Source organism: Burkholderia mycopellens (genome assembly GCF_964265025.1).
Classification (GTDB): domain Bacteria; phylum Pseudomonadota; class Gammaproteobacteria; order Burkholderiales; family Burkholderiaceae; genus Burkholderia.
The window spans coordinates 3,026,304-3,042,060 of the sequence record NZ_OZ183803.1; the positions used below are offsets into that span (position 1 = coordinate 3,026,304).

Consider the following 15,757-nt stretch of genomic DNA (forward strand, 5'->3'; position numbering starts at 1 on the left):
CAAAATGGTCTCCATCCCGTGCCGCGCGTGTCGCCACCCGAAGCGATCCGCCAGCATTCATCGGAGGAGTCACTTCATGCGCACCGAACGCAACTACGTGAACGGCCGTTTCGTCGCCCCGGAAAGCGACACGTTCATCGTCGTCCACAATCCCGCCACCGAAGCGCCGTTCGCGCGCGTGCCGGCCGCGACGCCGGCCGCGGCGCTCGCCGCCGTCGACGCCGCGGCCGCCGCGCAGAAAGCCTGGCGCAAGCTGCCGAGCGCCGAGCGCGCCGCCTGCCTGCACCGCTTCGCCGACGCGCTCGCCGCACGCGCCCCCGAGATCGGCGCGGCGCTCGGGCAGGAATCCGGCAAGAGCGTCGAGGACGCGTCGAACGAAGCCGTCTACGCGGGCCAGATCACGCGCTACCACGCCGAGTGGGCGCGCCGGATCGAGGGCGAGATCATCCCGAGCGACACGCCGGACGAGAACCTGTTCCTGCACCGCGAGCCGATCGGCGTCGTCGCGTGCCTGATCCCGTTCAACTACCCCGTCTACACGCTGCTGCGCAAGGTCGCGCCCGCGCTGATCGCCGGCAACACCGTGGTCGTGCGGCCGAGCAACCACACGCCGGTGTCCGCGTTCGAGATCGCGAAGGCCGCCGACGATGCAGGCTTCCCACCGGGCGTGATCAACATCCTGACGATGGATCACCCGACGGCCGAAGCGCTGTGCACGCATCCGGCAGTCGGGATGATCACGCTGACGGGCAGCGTGAACGCGGGCCGCAAGGTGCTCGACTACTGCAAGGCGAACATCGCGAAGCCGTCGCTCGAACTCGGCGGCAAGACGCCCGCGATCATCGAGCCCGACGCCGACCTCGAACGCGCGGCCGCCGCACTCGTCGCATCGAAGACGACCCATTGCGGCCAGCTCTGCACGGCGATCGAGCGCGTGTACGTGCACGACAGCGTGCACGATCGCTTCGTCGCGCTGCTGAAAGAGAAGATGGCGGCCGTGCGCGTCGGCGACCGTGCGGAAGACGCCACGCGGATGGGCCCGCTCGTCAGCGCATCGGCGCGCGCGCACATCCACGGGATGGTCGAACGCGCGATCGCCGCTGGTGCGACGCTCGAAACCGGCGGCGCAATCCCGGCCGGCCCCGGCTTCTTCTACCCGGCCACGCTGCTGACGAACTGCCGCCAGGACATGGAGATCGTGCAGGAGGAAACCTTCGGCCCGATCATGCCCGTGCTGCGCTACACGACGATCGACGAAGCGATCGCACGGGCGAACGACCACCAGTTCGGCCTGTCGTCGGTGCTCTACACCGAGCACTACCGCACCGCGATGACCGTCGCGAACGCGATCGAAGCCGGCGAGCTGTACGTGAACCGCACGCCGGCCGACCCGTACCAGGGCTTCCACGCCGGCTGGAAGCGCTCGGGCCTCGGCGGCGACGACGGCAAGCACGGCATGCTCGAATTCACGCAGACGCGCCTCGTCGTCATGAAGTACTGACGCCGTCACGCCGACGCACCGTTTCCGGCGCGCGCACCACGACACCCCGCCGCGCGCGCCGCCCCTGACCCGACCGAACACATAACAAATCTGCAGACCTCCGCGTAAAGGAAGTCTGATGGAGGAAGACACCATGCCGACCCAACCGTCGACGCACGCCGCGTCGCTCGCGTTGCACGACGACGCACACGCGTCGCAGCCCGCCCGCGCGCAACGCTACCTGCAACTGCTGCTGCTCGTGATTGCCGCGGGCGCGATCTACCCGATGCTGTATCTGCGGCAGGTGTACCAGCCGACGATGCTGCAGTTCTTCCATATCGACGACGTGCAGCTCGGCTACCTGTATTCGTCGCTCGGCACGATCTTCCTCGTGAGCTACCTGCCGAGCGGCTGGCTCGCCGACCGCCTGTCGCCGCGCTGGCTGATCTGCTTCTCGCTGCTTGCAACGGGCGCGCTCGGGCTCGTCTACGCGACCGGGCCGTCGTTCAACGCGCTCGTGCTGATCTTCGGCGGCTGGGGGCTCACCACCGGCCTCACGTTCTGGGCCGCCGTGATCAAGCGCGTGAACACGATCGCGGGCCCCGACGAACAGGGCCGTTTCTTCGGCCTGCTCGACGGCGGCCGCGGCCTCGTCGAGGCGTTGCTCGCCACGATCGCGATCACGCTGTTCGCGTACGTGACGCAGGCGCGCGGCGGCACCGACGCGGCCGGCTTCAAGCTCGTCGTCCACCTGTACGCATTCTTCTGCATCGCGCTCGGCGTGCTGCTCGCGCTGGTGAAGGATCCGGCGAGCACGGGCCGCCGTGCGACGGCCAGCAATCGCCGGCCAGGCAACGTGCTGACCGACCTGAAGACGCTCGCGTCGATCCCCGAGCTGTGGCTCGTCGCCGCGATCGTGTTCTGCGGCTATCAGGTGTTCTGGGCGACCTACAGCTTCTCCGCGTACCTGCACGAAGGCAATTTCGGGCTCAGCGCGACGGCGGCCGGCTTCATCACGACGCTCAAGCTGTGGATGCGCCCCGTCGGCGGCATCGGCGGCGGCTTCCTCGGCGATCGCGTATCGAAGGTGTCCGTGCTGTTCTGGGCGCTGCTGCTCGCCGCGCTGTCGCTCGTCGGGCTGATCGCGGCGCCCGCGCACAGCCCGCAGGCCATGCTCGTCGTGCTCGTGCTGTTCATCGGCATCCTCACCTACGCGATTCGCGGCCTGTACTGGTCGCTGCTCGACGACTGCAAGGTGCCGACCCATTGCGCGGGCCTCGCGATCGGCCTGATCTCGGTGCTCGGCTATTCGCCGGACGTGTTCGTGCCGCTGATCAACGGCTACGTGACGCAGACCTACCCGGGCGCGCACGGCTACCAGCTCTACTTCGGCTATATCGCGGCCATCGCGCTCTGCGGCGCGGGCGCCGCCGCGTTCCTCAAATACCGCCTCAACCGCCTCCAGGAGTCCGCATGAAGATCGTTTCGCTCGAAACCCATATCGTCGCCGTGCCGCCGCCGCATATCGGCGGGATGTACTGGATCTTCGTGAAGCTGAGGACCGACGACGGCATCGAAGGCGTCGGCGAGATCTACTCGGCGACGTTCGGCCCGAAGGCGATGGCCCCGATCATCGACGACGTGTTCGAACGCCATCTGCTTGACCGCGACCCGCATCACGTCGAACAGCTGTTCCGCCAGGCCTATTCGAGCGGCTTCACGCAGCGTCCCGACCTCACGATGATGGGCGTCGTCAGCGGCCTCGAAATGGCGTGCTGGGACATCGTCGGCAAGGCCGCGGGCAAGCCCGTGTATGAACTGCTCGGCGGCAAGATCCACGAGCGGCTGCGCTCGTACACGTACCTGTACCCGAAGAACGCGAAGGGCGAATACGACTACGACGACCCCGACCTCGCGGCCGAATGCGCGGCCGAGAACGTGAAGCTCGGCTTCACGGCCGTCAAGTTCGACCCGGCCGGCCCGTACACGGCTTACTCGGGCCATCAGCTGTCGCTCGAGGTGCTCGACCGCTGCGAAACGTTCTGCCGCAAGGTGCGTGAAGCCGTCGGCAGCAAGGCCGACCTGCTGTTCGGCACGCACGGGCAGATGGTGCCGTCGTCGGCGATCCGGCTCGCGAAGCGGCTCGAGAAATACGACCCGCTGTGGTTCGAGGAGCCGGTTCCCCCCGGCCAGGAAGAAGCGATCGCACAAGTCGCGAAGCACACGTCGATTCCGATCGCGACCGGCGAGCGCCTGACCACCAAGTACGAATTCCACAAGCTGCTGCAGGCGGGCGGCGCGTCGATCCTGCAACTGAACGTCGCGCGCGTGGGCGGCCTGCTCGAAGCGAAGAAGATCGCGACGCTCGCCGAAGTGCACTACGCGCAGATCGCGCCGCACCTGTACAACGGGCCGGTGGGCGCGGCCGCTAGCATCCAGCTCGCGACCTGCACGCCGAATTTCCTGATCCAGGAAAGCATCATGACGTGGGGCGGTTTCCATGCCGAAGTCGTGAAGACGCCGATCCGCTGGGAAGACGGCTACATCATTCCGTCGACCGAACCGGGCCTCGGCATCGAGCTCGACATGGACGTCGTGCGCCGTCACACGCCGTACACCGGCGAACGGCTGCACCTGCAGATGGGCGAGAAGCCCGTCGATGTAAAGGATCTCGCTCCCGCGAAGGGCTGACCAGGAAAAACGCGACCATGACTTACGACTACATCATCGTCGGCGCGGGCTCGGCCGGCTGCATCCTCGCGAACCGCCTGAGCGAATCGGGCCGTCACTCGGTGCTGCTGCTCGAAGCCGGCGAACGCGACGCGTCGTTCTGGTTCAAGGTGCCGGTCGGCTTCACGAAGACCTACTACAACCGCCGTTACAACTGGATGTACTACAGCGAGCCCGAGGCGCAGCTCGCCGACCGCAAGCTGTACTGCCCGCGCGGCAAGGTGGTCGGCGGATCGGGCTCGATCAACGCGATGGTCTACGTGCGCGGCCAGCGCAGCGACTACGACGACTGGGCGAACGCCGGCAATCCGGGCTGGGCGTACGACGACGTGCTGCCGTACTTCCGCAAGCTCGAAACCCACGCGGCGGGCGCGACCGACCCGCGGCATCACGGTTCGACGGGGCCGATCCACATCACGTCGATGAAGGCCGACGTGCATCCGATCGTCCACGAGTTCCTGAAGGGTTGCGCACAACTGAACCTGCCGCGCACCGACGACTTCAACGGCGCGCAGTTCGAAGGCGCGGGCATCTACGACCTGAACACGAAGAACGGCGAACGCTGTTCGAGCAGCTTTGCGTACTTGCGTCCCGCGCTGGGCCGCGCGAACCTCACGCTGCGCCCCGGCGTGCTCGTGCGGCGCGTGACGTTCGACGGCACGCGTGCGACCGGCGTGGTCGTCGCGGGCGAACACGGCGACGAAACGCTCGTCGCCGCACGCGAGGTCATCCTCGCGGCCGGCGCGGTCGATACGCCGAAGCTGCTGCAACTGTCGGGCGTCGGCGATCCGTCGCTGCTCGCGCGCCAGCGCGTGCCGCTCGTGCATGCGCTGCCGGCCGTCGGCCGCAACCTGCAGGACCACCTGTGCGTGAGCTTCTACTTCAAGGCGAACCGGCCGACGCTGAACGACGAGATGGGCACGCTCATCGGCAAGATGAAGATCGGGCTGCGCTACCTGCTGACGAAGCGCGGCCCGCTCGCGATGAGCGTGAACCAGGCGGGCGGTTTCTTCCGCGGCTCGGACGATGCGCGGGAGCCGAACATCCAGCTGTACTTCAACCCGCTGTCATACCGGATCCCGAAGAGCGACCGCGCAAGCATCAAGCCCGAGCCATATTCTGGATTCCTGATCGCGTTCAACCCGTGCCGTCCGACGAGCCGCGGCACGATCGAGATCGCGTCGAACCGCGCGGAGGATGCGGCAAAGATCCACATCAACGCGCTCACCACGCAGAAGGATCTCGATGAAGCCGTGCAGGGCAGCAAGATGATCCGGGCGCTGATGCACGCGCCGGCGCTGAAGTCGATGACCGTCGAGGAAATCTCGCCGGGGCCGCAGGTCGATTCCGACGAAGCGATGCTGCAGTATTTCCGCGAGCAGTCGGGTTCGATCTATCACCTGTGCGGCTCGTGCGCGATGGGGCCGGACGCGGCGACGTCGGTGGTCGATGCATCGCTGCGCGTGCACGGGCTGCAGGCGCTACGGATCGTCGATGCGTCGGTGTTCCCGAACATCACGTCGGGCAACATCAACGCGCCGACGATGATGGTCGCGGAGAAAGGCGCGGATCTGATCCTGGCGGATGCGGCGCGGCCGGAGACGGCCGGCGTGCCGTCGACGCCACGCGAGACGGTCGCGCAGTAGCGCGGTGCCGGCAGGTTCGGCGGTCACCACCGCCGAGCATCAGCCTTTCGTGGCACCCACGATCTGCCGGCACACGTTCACGATCAGGTCCCTCAGCCCGGCATGCACCGCGTCACGTTCGAAGCGCGGATGCCACATGATCGAGATCGCGAGCGCGGGGGTCGCGACCGGCAGGTCGAACGTCACGACGTCTCGCCGGGCCTCGGCGGTGTGCTTCTCGGGTACGTGAGCGATCCAGTCCGAGCGCTGGGCGAGCTCGATGCCCGATTTGAAGTTCGGCACCACCGCGATGACGTTGCGCTCGCGCCCCTGCTCGCTCAGCGCATCGTCGATCGGCCCGTGAAAGCGCCCCTTGCGCGACACGCTGATGTGCGGCACGGAAAGATACGCATCGAGTGTCATGCGTCGCCGCGCCAGCCGATGGCCCTTTCGCAGCACGCCGACCATGCGGTCGTCGAACAGCTTGCGGATCATGATCTCCGGCCCGGTCTCGCCGACCACGCCGATTTCGATATCGACTTCCCCGCTGCGAAGGCGCGCCACGGTCTTCTCGTGCTTCGGCAGGAAGCGCAGCCTCGCATGCGGCCATGCCTCGCACGCCTGCGCGATGATGGGTACCGCGAACGAATCGATGAACCCGTCGTTCGCGCTGATGTTGAAGACGCGCTGCGCGTCGATCGACCGGTGCTGCGCGCCGAGCAGCAGCTCCACATCCTGCAGGATGCGGTCGAGCGGCTCCTTCAACCGCCGCGCCGTTTCGGTCGCCACCATGCCCTTGCCCGCGCGCACCAGCACCTTGTCGCCGATCGCGTCCTGGACACGGGCAAGGGTCCGGCTCATCGCGGACGGGCTCAGATCGAGACTGCGCGCCGCGCCGGACACGCTTTCCTCGTCGATCAGCGCTTTCAGCGCCAGCAGCAGGTTCAGGTCGATCCGGTTCAACACCGCGCTCCTCGCAGATTTGCATCGAATGCATCATATATCTGCCAAACCTGCACTGTACACACACCTATCCCGCTCCTACCATTCGGGCAACCGAACGGAGAAACGCATGGTGGCGACGCAGAACGACGACGAACGATTGCGCGAGTCGCTGTTACAGGACTGGCAGGACCATACGAAGCAGCCGGCAGCGGTGGCGGCCCGCTTGCGGGAGCGGCTTGCGCTCCCGATGGGCGAGCAGGATCTCGTCGAACTGGCGGCGCTCGCGACGCACGTATTCGGCGAGCATCTTGGCGACTGGCAGGCGGGAATGGGCTATCTGGACCAGCTCATGGACGCGCACGACGACGTCCCGGCCGAATCGCTCCGGCGCATCGACCGCCAGCATGCGGTGCTCGAACGACTGGCGGACGTGTATGCGTCGCTCGACAGGTTCGACGCCAACGATCGCGTCTACATCACGGCGCTCGCGCTCCCCGCGATCACGCTGCAGCGATCGGTGGCGGAAGCAGAAACGGCCTTCGCCGAAGCGATGCACCTGCTCGCGTCGAACGACTGCCAGGCACACCGCAGGCTGTTCGGCGTGGTGACGGCCAATCTCGTGTGCGACCTGCTGGATCGTTCGGCGTTGTCCGCTGCCAGACGACGCCTGCTTGTCTTGCTCGCCGAGAAAAGCCATGCGCTCTGGCTTCGGGAAGGCGACGAGACGGACCGGGAGAAGTCCGCGTTTCGGCTGATGCAGAGTTATCAGAAATGCAGGATGCCTGACAATTACGGAAGCGGGCGCTATCGGCGCTACGAATCGATCGAGCCGTAACCGCAAACGGCGCACGGGCCGCAACGGCGCGAGAACGATGCGGTGCAGTGCGGTGCGCAGCGCCGCATCGTTCTCCCCGCCCGGCCGATTCAATTCACACTCGACCGCTTCTCCACGAACCGCCGCACATAATCATCCGCCGGCCGCGACAGGATATCGTCCGGCGTCCCGACCTGCACGAGCGTACCGTCGCGCAAAATCGCGATGCGGTCGCCAATCCGCAGCGCTTCGTCGAGATCGTGCGTGATGAACACGATCGTCTTCGACAGCGTCGCCTGCAGCTCAAGCAACTGATCCTGCATCTCGGTGCGGATCAGCGGATCGAGCGCCGAGAACGCCTCGTCCATCAGCAGCACATCGGTGTCGGCCGCCAGCGCGCGCGCCAGCCCGACACGCTGCCGCATCCCGCCCGACAGCTCGTCCGGATAGTGATCGCCATAGCCGTCGAGCCCGACTTTCGTCAGCCAGTTGCGCGCGGCCTCGGCCGCATCGTGCCGCTTCTCGCCGCGCGTGCGCAGCGCATACGCGGCGTTGTCGAGCACGGTCTGGTGCGGCAGCAGCCCGAAGTTCTGGAACACCATGCTGACCTTGAAGCGGCGCAGCTCGCGCAGCCCGTGCGCGTCGAGCTTGATCACGTCGCTGCCGTCGATCACGATCTCGCCGGCCGTCGGCTCGATCAGCCGGTTGAAGTGCCGCACGAGCGTCGATTTCCCCGAGCCCGACAGCCCCATGATCACGAAGATCTCGCCCGACTCGATGCCGAGGCTCACGTCGTTGAGCCCGACGTTGCAGCCCGTTTCGGCCAGCACGTCGGCCTTGCGCTTGCCTGAGCGCAGCAGGTCGAGCACGCGCGCATGCGCGGCCTGCGGCCCGAACAGCTTGTACACGTGTTTGACGTCGATGGTCGCCATGTCTGTCTCCGTTCCTATGCACGCGACGACTGCGTCGCCTGATTCGAATCGACGCCCGCCGACTGCGCCTTGCGCGGCAACCGGTACGGCACGCGCGACGCGCCCCTCTGCCGGCGCTGCTGCGCGAGCCGGCGGCGCGCGCGTCGTTCCTGGCCGAAGCCCTGGCTGATCCGGTCGATCACGATCGCGAGGATCACGATCGCGAGGCCCGCCTGCGTGCCCTTGCCGACGTCGAGCGTCTGGATGCCCGCGAGCACGTCCTCGCCGAGCCCGCGCGAGCCGATCATCGACGCGATCACGACCATCGACAGCGCCATCATCGTCGTCTGGTTGATGCCGGCCATGATGCTCGGCCGCGCGAGCGGCAACTGCACGTTGACGAGCAGTTGCCAGCGCGTCGTGCCGAACGCGCGCGCGGCTTCCGTCACGTCCGGATCGACCTGGCGGATGCCGAGATCGGTCAGGCGGATCAGCGGCGGCAGCGCGTAGATGATCGTCGCGAGGATCGCGGGCACCTTGCCGAGCCCGAACAGCATCAGTACCGGGATCAGGTACACGAAGCTCGGCAGCGTCTGCATCACGTCGAGCACGGGCAGCAGCATCCGCCGCAGCCACGCGCTGCGCGACGCGAGGATGCCGACCGGCACGCCGATCGCGACCGACAGCACCGTCGAGACGAGCATCAGCGCAAGCGTCTGCATCAGCTTGTCCCACAGGCCGAAGCAGCCGATCGCGTAGAGCAGCAGCATGAAGAGCGCGCCGAGACCGATGCGGCGCGTCGCATTCCACGCGATCGCGCCGACGGCCAGCAGCACGAGCCACGGCGGCGCCACGCGCAGCGCGCCCTCGAGCGGCACGAGCAGGTAGCGCAGCACCAGTACGCTGAAGTGATGGAAGCCGTCGCCGTATTGCGCGACGAACGTCTCGAGCGCGCTGTTCACCCAGTCGGCGATCGACAGGTGCAGAAAGAAGCCGTTCATGTTGATTCTCCGTCGCGCCGCGAAGGCGCGTGACGGCGGCAGCGGGCGCGGGCCCGCCGCCGCGCGCAGGTTACGCGCCCTTCAGGCTGCCGGCGATCTTCTGCGCGACGTCGGCCGGCACCCACTGCTTCCACATGTCCGGGCGGGTCTTCAGGAACTGCGTGGCCATCGCCGCGCCGTCGATCTTCTTCGTCGTCATTTCAAGGATCGTCTGGTTCAGGAAGTCCATCGGAAACCGCACCTTGCCGAATACGCCGACGAGATCCGGGTTCGCATCGGCGAACGGCTTCGACACGCCGACCGTCAGCCGCGACACCATGTACGACGATGCGCACTGGTGCGTGCTGCTCTCGTCGCGCAACGTCTTCCAGCATGCTTCGTTATAGGCCGGCATCTTCAGCGCGGTGAACTTGTATTTCGCCATCAGCGCGGCCGGGCCCCAGTAATAGAACACGATCGGCGCGCCGCGCTGGTACGCGGACACGATCGCCGCATCCAGCGCCGCGCCCGTGCCCGGATGGAAGTTCGTATACGACTGGTCGAGCTTCAGCACCTTCAGGAGGCGCGTATTCACGCGCTCGCAGTCCCAGCCCGTCGGGCAGTTCAGGAAGCGGCCCTTGTCCGGTTCCTCCTCGTCTGCAAACACCTGCTTGTACTTCGGCAGATCGTCGATCGACACGAGCCCCGGCGCGACCGGCTTGATATTGCGCGCCGGATCGCCCTTCACCACGTAGTCGGGCACGAACCAGCCTTCCGTCGTGCCGCCCGGCAGCGTGTCGCCGATCAGCTTCACGGCGCCCGACGCGACGGCCTTCGCGGTGATCTCGCTGCGCCCCGTCCACTGCTCGGCCCAGATCTGCAGGTCGTTGCGCGCGAGCGCCGTTTCGGTGGCGGCCGTGCTGCCCGGCACGACGTCCGTCTTGCAGCCGTAGCCCTTCTCCAGGATCTGCCGCAGCACTTCGGTCGCGAACGACCCGCTCTCCCACGTGATGCCCGCGAAATGGACCGTCTTGCCGTCGGCGCACGCGCCGCCGGCCGCGTGGGCGGCAGGCGCGGACAGGATCGCCGCGGCGGCGAGAAGGACCGTTTTCAGTCGTCGAATCTGCATGGTGGGTCGTCTCCAAATCGAATCTGTTGTTTGTGCGTCGCGGCATGCGCGGCGACCGGCGCATCGTGAATCCAGCCACGTCCGGTCAGCCTGCATGTTTCAGCCGCCAATTTGTTTAGGGAAACGAGTAATTCCGATCATTGCAATCGGCAGCGCCAATCGATCTTCCGGCATCCCTGAAAGCCCGCCGGACGGGCCTCCCAGCCGATTCCCCCAGTCCGCTCACGGCCCCGCGCATACCGTGTCGCGCCCCCGTTCGGCCGTCGCGCGAGCGGCCTTGAAGCGTGGTGCGGCGCACCCCGTTTCGACTGTCGAAACAGCCTGTCGCGACCCCATTGGCGAAGCCGATAGCAATCATCGAAATTACTCGCTTTCGGATCCTGTTCGGCTTGGGAAGAATGCGCGGTGTCATCGGAGGAGACACGACCCGACGCTGCCGGTTGCCGCGCCGCCGCGCGTTGCGCGTTTCCGGCGCCGCACGCGCTGCGCAGGGTCGCCCCGGATGACGGGGCGCGCCTCGCCGGACGCGCTCACGACAACCGATACAAGCTGGATATCCCGGAGATCTCAATGAAAAAGACCCTGACGGCGCTCGCCGTAACGGCAACCTTCGCCGCCCCCGTGTTCGCGCAAAGCAGCATCACGCTGTACGGCGTGATCGACGAAGGCCTGAACTACACGAACAACGTCGGCACCGGCCACGTCTACGAAATGGCGAGCGGCTACGCGCAGGGCAGCCGCTGGGGCCTGAAGGGCAGCGAAGATCTTGGCGGCGGCATGAAGGCAATCTTCCAGCTCGAAAACGGCTTCGACGTGAACACCGGCCGGCTCAACCAGGGTGGCCGCATGTTCGGCCGCCAGGCCTACGTCGGCCTGAGCCAGGCCCAGTACGGCACGCTGACGTTCGGCCGCCAGTACGACTCGGTGGTCGACTATCTCGCGCCGACCACGGCCAACGGCAACTGGGGCGGCTACCTGCTCGCCCACCCGTTCGACAACGACAACACCGACAACTCGTTCCGTCTCGACAACACGGTGAAGTACGCAAGCCCGAACTTCGGCGGCTTCCAGTTCGGCGGCGCATACAGCTTCAGCAACAGCACGAACTTCTCGGACAACCGCGCGTACAGCTTCGGCGCGCAGTACCAGAACAACGGCCTGCTGATCGGCGCCGCGTACCTGCAGGCGAACCATCCGGGCGACGGCTCGGCCGGCGCGATCACCGCGAACGACGCGAGCTACATCGCCGAGCGCATGCGCGTGTTCGGCGCGGGCATCAACTACACGTTCGGGCCCGCGACGGTCGGCTTCGCGTACACGAACTCGAACTACAAGAACCCGACCGGCAACGGCTACCTCGGCACGCCGGGCGCGATCATCGCCCCGGGCGCGACGGTCAGCGCGATCAAGTACCAGAACTTCGAGCTGAACGGTTCGTACCAGATCACGCCGGCGTTCATGGTCGGCGCACAGTACGTGCTGTCGCTCGAGAAGTACGACGCGTCGACCGGCAATGCGAAGCCGAAGATCCATTCGGCCGGGTTGATGGCCGACTACAACCTGTCGAAGCGCACCGACGTGTACGTGCAGGCCGCCTACCAGCACATCGCCGGCGACAAGACGAACTCGATCCTCGACAACGCGTTCATCCCCGGCACCGATGCGCCGTCGTCGACGTCGAACCAGGTGGCCGTGCGCGTCGCGCTGCGCCACAAGTTCTGACGCAACCCGGTTCTCCGTTCTTCACGCGACACCCGCGCCGGTCTGCCCGAGGTGTCTTTGCCCGCCCGCAAGCGCAAGCCTGCCGGCGGGTTTTTTCATGGTTCGTCACCGGATGCCGGAGCGCGTGTGCGACATCGGCTGCCTCGCCAAGCCGGACACACGCGTTCGACGGCCTCATGAAAATCCACGACAATCGTTTCCAGCCTTTCATGCCCGTCGGTGCCTGTCTCGATCCGGCGCCCGGCCGATATGCTCGCAGGGCGTGCGCTGTCCGCCTGGCAGCGCACGCCCTGCCGCGCTCGGGTCGATCGTAGACAAGCCGCTTGCGGGATGAAGGACGCTCGCGCTTGCGCATTGCTCACACTAGTTTGCAATTCCACGTCAGGCCGGTCGATATGATCTGCCTGTCACCACCGTGGCGGTATGGGGATAGGTAATCCTGCAGCCACGCGCCGCAACGAGCCCAAACGGCTCGACGAACACAACGCATCGGGGGCTACGGCAATGGAGCACAACGAACACCCAAAATCGCACGGCGCTGCCGGCTTCTGGCGACGAACCGCCGCCTTTTCGATCGATTCAATCATTCTCGGACTGATCGGGCTGGCGATCGCGATCTTGTTCTTCGATGCCCTTTCGACGATTGGCGAATGGGGAAGGCTGATCGGCTTCCTGATCGGTTCCATTTACTTTGGCCTGCTCGAGGGCGGGAATCGGCACCAGTCGCTCGGCAAGCGGGTGATGCAGATCCGTGTCGCCGATAGCGCCGCCCCTGACGGATCCGGTCCCGGGTACCTTCGCGCCTGGGCACGGTACGCGCTGATCGCCGTTCCGCTGATCCTCGGCGGCATCGTCTTCATCGACCTGCCCGCGCTTCACGAGCCGGGCATGGCATGGCTCGCCGCCGCAAACGACGCGATCATGTTCTTCTGGGGCATGGCGTTGCTGTATCTGCTCGTGTTCAACAGGCCGAGCCGCCAGTCCGTACAGGATCTGCTCACCGCCAGCAGGGTCGTGCGAGTCGCGGCCCCTGTCGAGGATGCCGCTCCGGTTAGCCGAAAGCACTGGGCGATCCTGGCTGTCCTTGGCCTGCTTTTGTTCGTCGGCAGTCGTTTTGCGGCAACGCGGCTGATCGATGACGATCGCCTGGCCGATATCCATCAGATCCAGCGTGCGGCGTCCACCGTTCCGGGCGTGCTCCAGAGCGGCGTCTGGATCGGCAACCTGCGTGCGGTCGGCCCGGCGGGCCAGACGGCGAAAGCGGTCGTCACCATCACCGTGGCCTCGAGCACGCCGACGTTGCTGAACAAGGCCGGGGCGACCGCTGTTGCGCACGCAGCGCTTTCCGCATCGGCCTGGCTGCGGCAGCAGGATCTCGTCAACGTGGTCAGTGTCCGCGCAGTCAATCTTGGTATTGCGACGTGGCGAAACCAGTTTTTCATGGGGCGCTCGCCTGCCGAATGGGCCGCGACCGTCGGCACCGGGTCGACGTGACGATGCAGGCGTGACCGCCGCTCACCCGGTTGAGCCATGCCTGTCCACCGGACGAGAGCAAAGGGCGCACAACGGAAGCAACGATGCCAGCGCCAGCGCACGCGGCCAGCGATTCCGGCGATTGCAGGCCCATGCGAAACGCGCATCGGGAGTCGCCACGTCGAATCGCGGCGCCAGCTGAACACGACGGAACGCGCGTCCACACATACAACGGAGCATCCTGAATGAGTGACATCGGCATCGACCTGCCGATCTGGGTCGTCCCGGTCCTTTACGGCACCATCTACTGGCCGGTGACGCTTTTTTTCGGATCCCTCAGCCTGTATGTCGGCGTGACTCGCCTGCACGGCATCCGTCGTATTGCCTTCATCGTCATCGCGCTCCCGCTACTCGCCGTTGCGTGCCTCGGGATCTATTACGTCCTTGCAGGACATTGAGCAACGGCGCATGCCCCTTGACCGCACAATATCCGCGGCTACCCGGGTTCGATCGGGCCGTCCCGTGTCATGAAACGCAAGCCGCCCCGTCAACCGTGACAGGTCGACAGCCGACGATCCGTCGATACACTGTGTGCCGCCCCATCCGAAGGAGTGTCACTTGAAGCACTGGCGCCGCACCCAGTCCGCATCCGCCGCCGGCCTCCCGGCCGCGCGCTCCGCCCTCGCCGAACCAGGCAGCCCGCAATGAGCACCGGCCCGCGCAACGCGCGAATCGACCTGCTGCGCGGTGTGTCGATCGTGCTGGTCCTGCTGCATCACTTCAACATCCCCTACTCGCTGCGCGACACGTCGCTCGCGCGCGTGCTCGGCTGGGACGCGGTCCATGCGATCGTGCGCAACGGCAACTACGGCGTGACGATGTTCTTCGTGATCTCCGGCTACCTGATCACGTCGAATGCGCGCCGCCGCTGGGGCAGCCTCGGCGCGCTCGACGTGCGCGCATTCTACGTGTCGCGTATCGCGCGCATCGTCCCGTGCCTGCTCCTGCTGCTCGCGCTCGTCAACGGCCTCGCGGCGGCCGGCGTGCCGATCTTCCAGAACCATGCGCCGGAAGGCATCCCGGTGTCGTTCTGGCTCGTGAATCTCGCGTCGCTCACGTTCTGGATGAACGTGCTGATCGGCGCGTACGGATGGGTCAACTACGCGCTCGGCGTGCTGTGGTCGCTGTCGGTCGAGGAGGTGTTCTACCTGTCGTTTCCGCTGCTGTGCATCGCGCTGCGCCGCGACACGCGGCTGGTCGCGTTCTGGGTGGTCATCGCCGCGATCGGGCCCGCATACCGCGTCACGCACGCCGGCGACGAAGGCGGATTCCTCTATGCATACTTCGCGTCGTTCGACGGCATCGCGATCGGCTGCTGCACCGCGTTGCTCGCCGAGCGCGCGCGCTGGCAGGTACTCGCGACGGCGCCCGTGCAATGGCTCGCGGCAGCGGCGATGACGGCGCTCTATCTCGCGTGGCCGATCGCCCAAAGCCATGTGATCGGGGTCTCCGCGATGGCGCTCGGCACGGCCGTGCTGCTGATCGGCGCGCATGCGGAACGCGAACGCACGCATGGCCGCGTGCTCGCACCGCTGCGCTGGAGCGGGCGGCTCAGCTACGAGCTCTATCTGTTCCACCTGATCGTGCTCGGCGGGCTGCGCACGTTCTGGCCGCCGTCGGCCACGCACGGCGACACGAAGCTGCTGTTGCTGATGGCGTATCTGGTGTTGTCAGCGGCGCTGAGCGCGGCGATCGCGCGCGGCTATACGACCCCGCTCGACCGCTACATCAAGCGGATCGCGTCGCGGCCGTCAACGCGCGTGCCGGACGGCTCGCGCTTCTAGCGGACCGTCCGGCACGCGGCCCGACAGCGATCGAGCGACGAAAAAAAACGGCCAGACGCCGGCCGTATCGCTTGACGATATCGGCCGGCCTGACCGCAAGCCCC

The 15,757-nt window shown here is 66.5% G+C and carries 13 protein-coding genes; 9 read left to right on the forward strand and 4 right to left on the reverse strand.

The genetic code is table 11. The features are described 5' to 3' along the window. Positions 1-76: 76 nt before the first annotated feature. From aldA to ACPTTC_RS31845, 4 genes are all read left to right on the forward strand, one after another. The gene (aldA, locus tag ACPTTC_RS31830) at positions 77-1,501 is read left to right on the forward strand and encodes an aldehyde dehydrogenase (protein ID WP_423395359.1); all 1,425 of its coding nucleotides are present in this window, start codon (positions 77-79) and stop codon (positions 1,499-1,501) included. Positions 1,502-1,634: 133 nt separating this feature from the next. Beyond that, positions 1,635-2,957, forward strand: coding sequence for an MFS transporter (locus tag ACPTTC_RS31835; protein ID WP_423395360.1), 1,323 nt, complete (start codon positions 1,635-1,637; stop codon positions 2,955-2,957). Further along, a complete protein-coding gene (locus tag ACPTTC_RS31840) occupies positions 2,954-4,171 on the forward strand; it encodes a mandelate racemase/muconate lactonizing enzyme family protein (RefSeq protein WP_423395361.1) in 1,218 nt (405 codons plus the stop codon). The genes ACPTTC_RS31835 and ACPTTC_RS31840 overlap by 4 nt, the downstream gene beginning before the upstream one ends. Before the next feature lie 17 nt (positions 4,172-4,188). Then, complete coding sequence (locus ACPTTC_RS31845; protein ID WP_423395362.1) at positions 4,189-5,856, forward strand: GMC family oxidoreductase; 1,668 nt, start codon at positions 4,189-4,191, stop codon at positions 5,854-5,856. A gap of 39 nt (positions 5,857-5,895) precedes the next feature. Here ACPTTC_RS31845 and ACPTTC_RS31850 read toward each other — a convergent pair whose 3' ends face one another. Then, the gene (locus ACPTTC_RS31850; protein WP_423395363.1) at positions 5,896-6,798 is read right to left on the reverse strand and encodes a LysR substrate-binding domain-containing protein; all 903 of its coding nucleotides are present in this window, start codon (positions 6,796-6,798) and stop codon (positions 5,896-5,898) included. A 109-nt stretch (positions 6,799-6,907) separates the two neighbouring features. On the opposite strand from ACPTTC_RS31850, the gene ACPTTC_RS31855 reads away from it, so the two are divergent. Continuing rightward, entirely contained in the window at positions 6,908-7,615 is a 708-nt protein-coding gene (locus tag ACPTTC_RS31855; RefSeq protein WP_423395364.1) for a hypothetical protein, read from the forward strand. Positions 7,616-7,704: 89 nt separating this feature from the next. Here ACPTTC_RS31855 and ACPTTC_RS31860 read toward each other — a convergent pair whose 3' ends face one another. From ACPTTC_RS31860 to ACPTTC_RS31870, 3 genes are all read right to left on the reverse strand, one after another. Next, positions 7,705-8,526: a quaternary amine ABC transporter ATP-binding protein gene (locus tag ACPTTC_RS31860; RefSeq protein ID WP_053077708.1), complete on the reverse strand. Its 822-nt coding sequence runs from the start codon at positions 8,524-8,526 to the stop codon at positions 7,705-7,707. Between the two features lie 14 nt (positions 8,527-8,540). Continuing rightward, entirely contained in the window at positions 8,541-9,506 is a 966-nt protein-coding gene (locus ACPTTC_RS31865; protein ID WP_423395365.1) for an ABC transporter permease, read from the reverse strand. Between the two features lie 70 nt (positions 9,507-9,576). After that, positions 9,577-10,614: an ABC transporter substrate-binding protein gene (locus ACPTTC_RS31870; RefSeq protein ID WP_423395366.1), complete on the reverse strand. Its 1,038-nt coding sequence runs from the start codon at positions 10,612-10,614 to the stop codon at positions 9,577-9,579. A gap of 570 nt (positions 10,615-11,184) precedes the next feature. Between ACPTTC_RS31870 and ACPTTC_RS31875 the strand changes: the two genes are divergently transcribed. The 4 genes from ACPTTC_RS31875 to ACPTTC_RS31890 all read left to right on the forward strand — a co-directional run bounded on the left by ACPTTC_RS31875 (position 11,185) and on the right by ACPTTC_RS31890 (position 15,653). Continuing rightward, positions 11,185-12,336 (forward strand): porin, encoded by a 1,152-nt coding sequence (locus tag ACPTTC_RS31875; protein WP_423395367.1) that lies wholly within the window; start codon positions 11,185-11,187, stop codon positions 12,334-12,336. 504 nt (positions 12,337-12,840) lie between these two features. After that, positions 12,841-13,830, forward strand: coding sequence for an RDD family protein (locus tag ACPTTC_RS31880; RefSeq protein ID WP_423395368.1), 990 nt, complete (start codon positions 12,841-12,843; stop codon positions 13,828-13,830). A 224-nt stretch (positions 13,831-14,054) separates the two neighbouring features. Further along, on the forward strand, positions 14,055-14,267 hold the full coding sequence (locus ACPTTC_RS31885) for a hypothetical protein (protein WP_423395369.1): 213 nt from the start codon (positions 14,055-14,057) through the stop codon (positions 14,265-14,267). Between the two features lie 246 nt (positions 14,268-14,513). Further along, complete coding sequence (locus tag ACPTTC_RS31890) at positions 14,514-15,653, forward strand: acyltransferase family protein (protein WP_423395370.1); 1,140 nt, start codon at positions 14,514-14,516, stop codon at positions 15,651-15,653. The last annotated feature ends 104 nt before the right edge of the window (positions 15,654-15,757 follow it).

What these genes read in the sequence shown, in the direction of transcription:
- ACPTTC_RS31870 (WP_423395366.1), bottom strand. Translation starts at nt 10,614, where the DNA reads ATGCAGATTCGACGACTGAAAACGGTCCTTCTCGCCGCCGCGGCGATC.
- ACPTTC_RS31875 (WP_423395367.1), top strand. Translation starts at nt 11,185, where the DNA reads ATGAAAAAGACCCTGACGGCGCTCGCCGTAACGGCAACCTTCGCCGCC.
- ACPTTC_RS31890 (WP_423395370.1), top strand. Translation starts at nt 14,514, where the DNA reads ATGAGCACCGGCCCGCGCAACGCGCGAATCGACCTGCTGCGCGGTGTG.
- ACPTTC_RS31845 (WP_423395362.1), top strand. Translation starts at nt 4,189, where the DNA reads ATGACTTACGACTACATCATCGTCGGCGCGGGCTCGGCCGGCTGCATC.
- ACPTTC_RS31855 (WP_423395364.1), top strand. Translation starts at nt 6,908, where the DNA reads ATGGTGGCGACGCAGAACGACGACGAACGATTGCGCGAGTCGCTGTTA.
- ACPTTC_RS31880 (WP_423395368.1), top strand. Translation starts at nt 12,841, where the DNA reads ATGGAGCACAACGAACACCCAAAATCGCACGGCGCTGCCGGCTTCTGG.
- ACPTTC_RS31885 (WP_423395369.1), top strand. Translation starts at nt 14,055, where the DNA reads ATGAGTGACATCGGCATCGACCTGCCGATCTGGGTCGTCCCGGTCCTT.
- ACPTTC_RS31840 (WP_423395361.1), top strand. Translation starts at nt 2,954, where the DNA reads ATGAAGATCGTTTCGCTCGAAACCCATATCGTCGCCGTGCCGCCGCCG.
- aldA (WP_423395359.1), top strand. Translation starts at nt 77, where the DNA reads ATGCGCACCGAACGCAACTACGTGAACGGCCGTTTCGTCGCCCCGGAA.
- ACPTTC_RS31860 (WP_053077708.1), bottom strand. Translation starts at nt 8,526, where the DNA reads ATGGCGACCATCGACGTCAAACACGTGTACAAGCTGTTCGGGCCGCAG.
- ACPTTC_RS31865 (WP_423395365.1), bottom strand. Translation starts at nt 9,506, where the DNA reads ATGAACGGCTTCTTTCTGCACCTGTCGATCGCCGACTGGGTGAACAGC.
- ACPTTC_RS31835 (WP_423395360.1), top strand. Translation starts at nt 1,635, where the DNA reads ATGCCGACCCAACCGTCGACGCACGCCGCGTCGCTCGCGTTGCACGAC.